General features: G+C 74.5%; 8 protein-coding genes and 2 tRNA genes. 5 read left to right on the forward strand and 5 right to left on the reverse strand.

The window, feature by feature from the left end:
* The first annotated feature begins 54 nt into the window (after positions 1-54).
* The 4 genes from DEF28_RS09570 to DEF28_RS09585 all read left to right on the forward strand — a co-directional run bounded on the left by DEF28_RS09570 (position 55) and on the right by DEF28_RS09585 (position 3,688).
* Positions 55-127: transfer RNA gene (locus DEF28_RS09570), tRNA-Ala, on the forward strand.
* 237 nt (positions 128-364) lie between these two features.
* A tRNA-Ala gene (locus DEF28_RS09575) sits at positions 365-437 on the forward strand.
* Positions 438-656: 219 nt separating this feature from the next.
* Complete coding sequence (locus tag DEF28_RS09580; RefSeq protein WP_114399537.1) at positions 657-1,481, forward strand: DUF427 domain-containing protein; 825 nt, start codon at positions 657-659, stop codon at positions 1,479-1,481.
* Positions 1,482-1,573: 92 nt separating this feature from the next.
* Complete coding sequence (locus DEF28_RS09585) at positions 1,574-3,688, forward strand: ATP-dependent DNA helicase (protein WP_114399536.1); 2,115 nt, start codon at positions 1,574-1,576, stop codon at positions 3,686-3,688.
* 7 nt (positions 3,689-3,695) lie between these two features.
* Here DEF28_RS09585 and DEF28_RS09590 read toward each other — a convergent pair whose 3' ends face one another.
* From DEF28_RS09590 to DEF28_RS09600, 3 genes are all read right to left on the reverse strand, one after another.
* Positions 3,696-4,220 carry a DUF6315 family protein gene (locus DEF28_RS09590; RefSeq protein WP_114399535.1) on the reverse strand — a complete coding sequence of 175 codons (525 nt, stop codon included), beginning with the start codon at positions 4,218-4,220 and terminating at the stop codon, positions 3,696-3,698.
* 211 nt (positions 4,221-4,431) lie between these two features.
* Positions 4,432-5,682, reverse strand: a complete 1,251-nt coding sequence (locus DEF28_RS09595) for an AI-2E family transporter (RefSeq protein WP_233515200.1) — start codon at positions 5,680-5,682, stop codon at positions 4,432-4,434.
* Positions 5,683-5,795: 113 nt separating this feature from the next.
* Positions 5,796-6,143 carry a hypothetical protein gene (locus DEF28_RS09600; protein ID WP_114399534.1) on the reverse strand — a complete coding sequence of 116 codons (348 nt, stop codon included), beginning with the start codon at positions 6,141-6,143 and terminating at the stop codon, positions 5,796-5,798.
* Between the two features lie 175 nt (positions 6,144-6,318).
* Between DEF28_RS09600 and DEF28_RS09605 the strand changes: the two genes are divergently transcribed.
* Complete coding sequence (locus tag DEF28_RS09605; RefSeq protein WP_114399533.1) at positions 6,319-7,782, forward strand: hypothetical protein; 1,464 nt, start codon at positions 6,319-6,321, stop codon at positions 7,780-7,782.
* Positions 7,783-7,913: 131 nt separating this feature from the next.
* On the opposite strand, the gene DEF28_RS09610 is transcribed toward DEF28_RS09605, so the two are convergent.
* Together DEF28_RS09610 and DEF28_RS09615 are read right to left on the reverse strand one after the other, a co-directional pair.
* Positions 7,914-8,690, reverse strand: coding sequence for a glutamate racemase (locus DEF28_RS09610; protein WP_114399543.1), 777 nt, complete (start codon positions 8,688-8,690; stop codon positions 7,914-7,916).
* 40 nt (positions 8,691-8,730) lie between these two features.
* Positions 8,731-9,252 carry a hypothetical protein gene (locus DEF28_RS09615; RefSeq protein WP_114399532.1) on the reverse strand — a complete coding sequence of 174 codons (522 nt, stop codon included), beginning with the start codon at positions 9,250-9,252 and terminating at the stop codon, positions 8,731-8,733.
* Positions 9,253-9,687: the final 435 nt, after the last annotated feature.

Here is a 9,687-nt window from a genome sequence, read left to right on the forward strand (position 1 = left end):
GACTCCGCTATTGTTCTGGGAGTCGGCCGGGGTGACCCGGGCCGGCTCCCGCCAGGGGCTATAGCTCAGTTGGTAGAGCGCTTGCATGGCATGCAAGAGGTCAGGGGTTCGAATCCCCTTAGCTCCACCCCGAACATGGATACCCACTCCGACCAGCGGCTCTGCGGCCGCTGGTTTTTTCGTGCGCCCAGCGGGAACGCGCCGGCCGCTCAGCGGGGTGCGGCCGGGCGGGCGCCGCCAGGGCCGGGGTCGCGCCACCGCGGCCCTGCCGCGCTCTCCAAGCACCCCTCGCCGGGGACCGAAACGCCGCCGGCGGTTCGTTCGGAGCACCCCTCCAGGTCAGGTAAAGTTATGGATGTCGCGAGGGGCTATAGCTCAGTTGGTAGAGCGCTTGCATGGCATGCAAGAGGTCAGGGGTTCGAATCCCCTTAGCTCCACAGCCTGAAGGCGGTCCCGGTCCGGGGCCGCCTTCCGCGTTTCCGTGCGGCCGGCCGCCCCGGGGCATCCACCGGCCCCGGGGCGGGACCCGGAGCGGCACGGACACCTCTGCCCGCCACGGGATTCCCCGGTTGCTCCGCCTTTCGCCGGATGGTGACGATCCCGTCTCGTGGGCATAACCACCCGCGACGGCGGCGCACGCAGTACGAGGAGGCACCATGTCGCTGACGTTCGGAGGCGGCCCGCTGGCGGGGGACGCGCCCGCGACGGTGAACTACCGGATCGACGGGCCCGCACACGAGCTGTACATGCATCCGTTCCCGCGCCGGGTCCGCGCCGAGGTGGGCGGGCAGACCGTGCTCGACACGGAACAGGGGCACCTGCTGCACGAGACCGGCCTGACGCCGGTGCTCTACGTGCCGTGGGAGGACATCAAGCGGTCGACGCTCACCCGCACCGACCACACCACGCACTGCCCCTTCAAGGGCGACGCCGCCTACTGGACGCTGTCGGTGGGCAGCCGCCTGGCGGAGAACGCCGTGTGGGCCTACCCGGAGCCCAAGCCCGCGGCGTCGTGGCTGCGCGGGCTGGCGGCCATGTACTGGGACGCCGCGGACGCCTGGTACGACGAGGAGGAGCGGGTGCGCGGCCACCTGCGCGACCCCTTCCACCGGGTGGACACCCGGCAGTCCAGCAAGTTGGTGCGGGTGGCCCTCGACGGCGAGGCGGTCGCGACCACCGGGAACCCCAAGGTGCTGTCGGAGACAGGGCTGCCGAACCGCTACTACCTGCCGCCCGAGGACGTGCGGCGCGACCTGCTGGTGCCGAGCCGGACGAAGGCGTACTGCCCGTACAAGGGGGCGGCCTCGTACTGGAGCCTGCGGGTGGGGGACCGGGAGGTCGCGGACGTGGCGTGGAGCTACCAGCACCCGCTCAAGGACGCCCAGGACGTGCGCGGGTACTTCTGCTTCCTGCACGACGACCTGGCGGTGACGGTCGAGCACCAGCCGGAGCCGGTGCTCGCACACCACCCGCGCGGCTGAGCGGCGCGCCGCGCCGGGGCCGCCGCCCGGGAGGAGGACCGGCTGTGCACGACGGGCCGCGGCGGTCGGCACGGAGCGGTACTGTCACAGGCGTGGCAGATCTTCCCGAGGTCGGCGTCCTGCTGGACGCCGCGGTGCGCGCGCTCGGCGGTGCCCGGCGCTCCGGTCAGGTGGACATGGCCGAGGCCGTTGACGCGGCCGTCGCCACCGAGGAGCACCTCGTGGTGCAGGCTGGAACCGGGACCGGCAAGTCGCTGGGCTACCTCGTGCCGGCGGTCCGCCACGCCATGGCCCATGACACCACCGTGGTGGTCTCCACCGCCACCCTCGCGCTGCAGCGCCAGCTGATCGAGCGCGACCTGCCCCGCCTGGCCGCCGCCCTCGCGCCGCTGCTGCCGCGCGAGCCGACCTTCGCCATCCTCAAGGGCCGGCGCAACTACCTGTGCCGGCACCGGTTGCAGTCGGCCTCGGACTCCGAGCCCGATGAGGCGGAGCTGTTCGACCCGCGCGCGCTGTCGTCGCTGGGCCGCCAGGTCAAGCGCCTGCACGAGTGGGCCGAGGAGACCGTCACCGGTGACCGCGACGACCTCGCGCCCGGGGTGAGCGACCTCGCCTGGCGCCAGGTGTCGGTGGCGGCCAACGAGTGCATCGGCGCGGCGGCGTGCCCGTTCGGCGGGGAGTGCTTCGCGGAGCAGGCGCGCGCCGAGGCGGGGGGAGTCGACGTCGTGGTCACCAACCACGCGCTGCTCGCCATCGACGCCATGCAGGGCCGCCACATCCTGCCGGAGCACAGGGTGCTCATGGTCGATGAGGCGCACGAACTCGTCGACCGCGTCACCTCGGTGGCCACGGGCGCGCTGACCGAGCGGCTGGTGAGTACGGCGGCCAAGCGCGCGGCGCGGATCTGCGACCCGGAGTACACCGAGCGGCTCGGCGAGGCCGCCGAGGGCCTGGGGCTGATGCTCACCGACGGCGAGCCCGGCCGCCTCGACCACCTGCCCGACGCGCTCGCGGGCGCGGTGGCGGCGGTCCGCGACGCCGCGCACGGCTGCGTCTCCGCCCTCGCGCCCGAGAACAAGGAGGACCCCGAGGCGGTGTCCGCCCGGCGCCGGGCGCAGGCGGCACTGACCGAGGTGCACGACACCGCGGTGCGGGTGCTGGAGTCGTTCGAGCCGCCGCTGCGCGAGCGCCGCGACGTCGTCTGGATCACCAAGGCGCCCCAGTACCCGCCCGGCCTGCACGTGGCGCCGCTCGCCGTGGGCGGGCTGCTGCGCGAGCGGCTGTTCGGCGACCGCACCACGGTCCTCACCTCGGCCACGCTGGCGTTGGGCGGCTCCTTCGGGACGCTGGCCATGCAGTGGGGGCTGGGCCGGCAGAGCGGCGACGCCGCCGAGGCGCCGACCGCGCCGCCGCCCGCCGCGGCGGAGGGCGCCGAGTCCGGCACAGCCGAAGCCGCGGCTGTCTCCGCCGCGGAGACGGGCACCGCCGCGGAGACGGGAGCGGCGGGCGAACCGCGCTGGCGCGCCCTCGACGTCGGCTCCCCGTTCGACCACGCCCGCAGCGGCATCCTCTACGTGGCCCGGCATCTGCCTCCGCCGGGGCGCGACGGTCTCGACCAGCGCTACCTCGACGAGATCGCCGGCCTGATCGAGGCGGCCGGCGGGCGTGCGCTCGGCCTGTTCTCCTCGATGCGGGCCGCCGGCCAGGCCGCCGAGGAGCTGCGCGAGCGGCTCGACGTCCCCATCCTCTGCCAGGGCGACGACTCCACCGGCCGCCTGGTCGAGGAGTTCGCGGCCGACGAGCGGTGCTGCCTGTTCGGCACGCTCTCCCTGTGGCAGGGGGTCGACGTCCCCGGGCCGTCGCTGCAGCTGGTCATCGTGGACCGCATCCCCTTCCCCCGCCCCGACGACCCGCTGACCTCGGCCCGGCAGCGGGCGGTGGGGGCGCAGGGCGGCAACGGCTTCATGGCGGTGGCCGCCACGCACGCGGCCCTGCTGCTCGCCCAGGGCACCGGTCGGCTGCTGCGCTCGATGTCGGACCGCGGCGTGGTGGCGGTGCTGGATCCGCGGCTGGCCACGGCCCGCTACTCGTCGTTCCTGCGGGCGTCGCTGCCGCCGTACTGGGGGACCACCGATCCGGAGGTCGCCCGCGCCGCGCTGCGCCGGTTGGACGCCGCCGCGCGTGAGCCGGTCGAGGCGGGCGCGTGAGGCCCCTCTAGCGGCGCACCCGGTAGCCGAAGAGCCGGACCGCGTAGCCGGGGGATTCGTCGTCGGACGGCTGGATGTACCAGCGGTCGTCGTGGTCGCCGATGGCGAGTTCGTTCCACATGAGGTCGATGAGCTTGAGTCGGGCGACGACGGAGGCGTTGGGGTCGAGCACGATGGCGTAGGCGTGGTCGGTGAGCCGCTGGGTGACCATGCCCACCGGCTGGCCGTCCCAGATGGCGGGCACCGGGGCGTGCCCGATGTCGACGCCGCACAGCCGCAGCTGCTCGATCTCCTCGTCGAGCGCCTCGGCGGCGAGGGCGTCGTCCAGCTTGAGTGCGTCCTCCAGTTCGTCGCGGTCGATGTCGTCGCGCAGATAGGCGTGGTAGGTGCGCTCTCCGCAGAATCCGCACATGCACCGCACCACGCAACGGGCGACTCCGTAGGCGGACTGGGCCTCGCCGACTCCGCGCCGGGCGCTCACCTCGCGGATCGCGCCGCATTCGCAGCACAGAGCGGTCAGCTCCTGTTTCATCCCTGAGTTCCCCCTCCCACGCCCGAGTATGCGATGCGGACCCCGCGTTAGGGAACCGGTTGGGTGAAGGAGTTCCTACAAACTGTCGTCATCAACGGCCAAAAAGTGGCGCACCTCTTCGGGAGATCGTGTGGTTCGCCGGAAATGTGACGCATGGGGAACGGGGGACCGGCACGTCGTCCGGCCGGGGCGGCCCGGCTCCCGCCGACCGTCAGGAGGAGGGGCGAGGTGCGCCGGCGCCGTCCTCCTGGTCGGCGTCCGTGCCCGGGGGGACCGGCGCCGGCTCCCACTGATGCGCTCCCGTCCGCGCCCCAACGGTTGGCCCGGCTTCGGATTTGGCGCTGTCCGGATCCTGGACGTGGAGGAGCGGATGCTCCTCGACCGTGTACCTGCGGATGTAGAGGCTGATGAAGGTCTGCAGGCTCGCGCCCACCGGCAGCGCCAGCAGTGCGCCGGGGGCGTCGAGGATGGCGGCGCCGGCGATCACCGAGCCGAACGCCACCGCCGGGTGCATGTCCAGCGTCCGCGCCGTGATGCGCGGCTGCAGGACGTAGTTCTCGAACTGCTGGTACACCGTGATGAAGACCAGGATCCACAGCGCCTGCCACGGCCCCTCCAGCAGGGCGACGAGGACCGGGACGGCGCCGCCGATGTAGGTGCCCACCGTGGGGATGAACTGGGAGAGCACCCCGACCCACAGCGCCAGCGCGAACGCGAACGGGATGTCCAGCATCACGAGGACCAGGTAGTGGGCCACACCGCACACCAGCGCCAGCAGCGCCCGGGAGTAGATGTAGCCGCCGGTCTTGTCGATGGCGATCTCCCAGGCCCGCAGCACCTCGCGCTGGGTGCGCGGCGGCAGCACCGAGCAGATCGCCCGGCGGAACCGCGGCCCGTCCGCGCACAGGTAGAAGGTGAAGAGCAGGATCGCCAGCGTGTTGAACAGCAGGGTCAGCAGCGTGGTCCCGGCCCCGAGCACGTTGCCGAACAGGCTCGACGCGTACTGCTCGACCAGCCCGCTCACGCTGGAGATCTCGCTGAGCAGGTTGGTGGGGGAGAAGTCGGTGTTGAACGTGCCGTTGATCCAGCGCAGTACCACCCGGGTCATGGCCGGCAGCTCGTCGACGAACGCCAGGACCTGGCCCACCAGCATCGAGCCGAGGACCGTGAAGAACGCGGCGATGAGGACGAACACCACCAGGATGACCGTCCCGGTGGCCAGGCCGCGCGGCCAGCGGTGCGCGTGCAGCCAGTTGACCGCCGGCTCCAGCGCCAGCGCGAGGAACAGCGAGATCAGCAGCAGCACCAGCAGGCTCTGCAACTGGACGAACAGCCACCACGCGATGCCGAACGCGACGACGGTCCACAGGGCGAGCGCCAGGGCCTTCGGCAGCCACGGGGGCATGCCGTTCTTGGGCGCGGTCGGCGGTCCGGCCGGCGGACCGGCCTCGGGGGCGCTCATGGGCGCTGTGACTTCCTTCTGACTCGACAGTTCCGGCGCCGGGCGGTCCGCGTGGCGCTGCGCACACGCTGGCGGCGTGCCGTGGCCGCGGCGGCGCGACCGGCGCGGCCCTCCTAGTCCTCCAGGGAGAGACCGCGCTTGTTGCGAGCCGTCCATTCGCGCATGCGTCTGGGGTACCCGACGATCTGCACATCGTAGGCCGGGAGTGCCAGGTCACGGGCGACCTTGCGGATGACGTTCGGAGAGCCCACCCGTCGCCGGATCCACTCGCCGTCGGTCGCCACCGCCACGGCGGTGGTGTTTGTGGCGAAGGTCTCGGGCTCAACGTAGAACTCGACGCCCACTCGGCTCTTGGCGAACTCGATGAGCGAGGTGATGTCGGAGTTCTCGGCCGGCCGGTCGAAGCGGCTCTTGCCGCCGCGCCGTGCCCTGCGGAGTCCGAACCGGTCCCACCATCCCATGCCCACTGCGCTCCTTGAGCGGATCGGATCGTCTCCCCGAGCGGGAGACGTGTCTGACGCCCCCGGTCCGTCCTGAGTCTAGCCTCCCCGCCGTGCGGGACTTTTCGCGATCGCGGTCCCGCAGCGTGGCCGCGCTGCTACGTTCGGTGTCGCCGCAGGTGAAGGGGGAGGGTTCATGACGCTGTGGGCGTGGGTCGGGGAGACGGCTGAGAGACTCCGGGCCGACGGGCACCCGGTGCTGGCGGACACGGTCGCGGGCATGCCGCGGCTCGCGGCCGAGGGGGACGTGGCCCGGCTGAAGGCCGAGCTGCCGTCCGCCCTGCGCGCCGCCCGGGACGTCGCCGGCGCGGCCTGGCTGCCGGCCTACCTGCGGCACTGGCCGGTCTGGGCCCGGGTGAACCACCGTATGGAGGGCACGGCGGCCCTCGCCGACGCCGAGGCCCTCCTGCGCGCCGCGCACGCCGACGGCTCCGGCCCGGCGGCGCACGGCTGCTGCCCGGCCGCCTGCCCGGCGGAGAACGTCCTCGCCTGCTACGCCAACATCGACGGGCCCGGCCACGCGGTGGACCGCGCGGCCCTGCTCACCGCCCTCCGGGCGCACGTCCAGCCCGGGCAGCCGGCGTTCGAGTCCCTCGCGCTCGCGCACGCCGACATGCTGGTGGACGACGAGCGGCCCGAGGAGGCGGTGCGCCACCTCGACGGCCAGGCGGCCCGCGTCCGCGACACCGGCACCGACGTCGGGCTGTCCTACGGATTCGGCTACGTCCGGGCGCTGCGGCACCTCGACCGCTTCGACGACGCGCTCGCGATCCTGGACCACCTGGAACGCAACGGGGTGCGGCGCTGGCCGCGCGGTGTCCCCCGGACCGACGCCGACCGCCGGATCCGGTTCGAACGCGCCCGGCTGCTCGCCTGGCTGGCCCGCACGGGCGCGCGTCCCGCCGAGGACGCCGTCGCCGCGCTGCCCGACGTGCGCGAGGCCGAGGCGCACCCCTACCTGCGGTCCGCCTGGACGGAGGCCGTGGAGCACCTGGTCGAGCGCGGCGCGGTGCGCAACGACTGGCGGATCGGGGTGACCCTCACCACGTGGGCGCGCCACCTGGAGCGGGTCGGCTCCCACCGGCCGTGCCTGGAGCTGTCGCTGAGCTCCGCGCGGCTGGCCGCCGCGCGCGGCGCCCGGTGGGTGGCCCACGGCGCACTGCGCCGGGCGCAGCGCGCTCTCAGTGCCATCCGGCGCGGCGACGACCTCCGCGACGACCTGGTGGAGGCGCGGGAGTACGTCGAGCGGATCCCCGCGGCCGTCCTGCCGGTCCCCGCCGAGAACCTGCTCGCCCATCTCCGGGGGGAGACACCCGACCAGGTCGATCCGGAGAACCAGGCCGACCTCGTGCTCGCCGCGCTGACGGTGCGCCCCGACGACACCGCCCTGCTGAACGCCCTCGGCCAGGTCGGCCGGACGCTCATGCTCACCGACGTCGCCGTCGGACCGCAGTGGGAACGGGTCCGCCGCGCCCCCGGCGACCGGACGGCCGCGCTCGCTCTGCTGGAGTCGCTGCTGCACGACAACGACACGGCGGGGGTGCGCACGCTGATCCGCACGCTCTCCGACGCCGTGGTCACGCAGCGGCAACCGGCGTAGCGCCCGGAGCCGGGTCCGGGCCCGGTCCGCGGTGCGCCCCTTCCGGAGCGCCGCGGTGGTGCGGCCCGGGCCTGCCGGTGGGAGGCCGCGCTGGCCAGAAGGGGTCGAGACCGGTCGGCGAGGTGCGGGGCTCAGCCGGTCGGGGCGGGTGCCGCGGCCAGAAGGGCGCCCGCCGGATAGCGGAGGGCCGCGGGCGGCAGGCCGCCGGGGCGGCCGCTGGCCAGCACCCGCAGTGTTCCGGTGCGGGCGGCTTCCGGGCGGGCGGTGGTGCCGAGCCGGCGCAGGGTCTGCGCGGCGACCGCCCCGGCGGCGGTGAACAGCGCGGGCCGGTGGCCGAGGGCGGCCGAGATCCGGTCGCCCACGAGGTCGTAGTGCGTGCAGCCGAGCACCACGGCGCGGACCTCCGCGGGGGTGCGCGCCGCCGCGCGGGCCACGGCCTCGTCGATCGCGGCCCCGTCGGCGGCGTCGACCGCGTCGGCCAGTCCGTCGCAGGGCACGGGGGTCACCGGCACCCCGTTGGCGAACCGGCGGATGAGGTCGCGCTGGTAGGGGCTGCCGCTGGTGGCGGGGGTGGCCCAGATGGCGAACGGCTCGCCGCGGTCGGCCGCCGGCTTCACGGCCGGCACGGTACCGACGACCGGGGTCTCGGGTTCGAGTTCGGCGCGCAGGGCCTCCAGGGCGTGCACTGAGGCCGTGTTGCAGGCGACGACGACGGCGTCCGGCCGGTCGGCCAGCGCCGCCCGCGCACCGGCCAGCGCGCGGGCGATGATCTCCTCGGCCGTGCGCGGGCCCCACGGCATGTGGTCGGGGTCCATGGAGAGGACGAGGTCGGCGTCCGGCCGGGCCTCCCGGAGCGCGGCGGCGGTGGAGAGCAGCCCGATGCCGGAGTCGATGAGAGCGATGCGCACGTCAGCCGATGATATGTGGGAGCCGGCGGCCGGCCGGCCGTCACCCCCGGTGGTGCCCGACCCGCTCTGGCCCATTGATCCGCCTCACCACTGCCCACGCCGCCATGGCTCCGGCCGACCGGAAGACCCGGGGGAATGAGTCGACGGGGTGGTGGCGGGCCTCGCGGAGCACCATCCGGACGGCGAGCAGCGGTGCCCCGGCGGCGCCGAGCAGCGGCACGCCCCGCCGGAGCGCGTGCCCGGCCGTGCCCGGAGGCTCCGAGGGGAAGCGGCGGCTGAGCACGGTTCCCATCTCCCCCCACCTCACCTCGTACTCGGTTGCGCCCGCGAGGGTGAGCAGCGCGCCCGCGGCGACCGCCTCGGAGCACTCCCGGAGTTCGGCGCCGGGGACGTCGTCCTCCGCCGGGCGAGCCCAGTCGGCGAGGTCGGCGAACTCGAACCCGAGCACCCCGTCCGGGAGCGGTTCGAAGTCCACCGTGATATGCGCGAACCCGCCCTGGCAGCTCGGCCGGCTCTGCCGGATGCGGACCTCGCTGACGGCGTGTGGAGGAAACGTCGGCATGCCGCCGATTGTGCCGCCGGGTGGGAGCGGACGCCACCGCGTTCCCGTCCGGGTGCCGACGAAGACGGGCGGCCCGCCGTGGTGCGGTTCCACCGCCCGCCGCCGACCGGGCACACGGAGAAGCGGAGCCCCGGCGGTGGCGGTGCGGGATGGCGGGGGCAAGCGGTGCCGGAGCGGTGCGGCTGGCCGCGCCGGAGCCGGCCCGCCCCGCGCGAAGCGGCCGGGACCGCCCCTGCGCAGCTGTTCCGTGCGGGGAGGGCGGGGCCGCCGCTCCGCCGGCTGGCCGCGCCGGGAGGGCGGAGGAGCCGAGCGTGGCCGCCCCTACCGGAAGCGGTCGGAGGCGGTCGGCGCCGGTCGGTGGCCGCGCCGCTCGCCTGCGAGCTTCGGGGGCTGCTCCGCCGGGCGAGCGGGTGGGACGTCGGTGCTTCGCGGGGC

The sequence above is a fragment of the Marinitenerispora sediminis genome (assembly GCF_003336425.1).
Classification (GTDB): Bacteria; Actinomycetota; Actinomycetes; order Streptosporangiales; family Streptosporangiaceae; genus Marinitenerispora; species Marinitenerispora sediminis.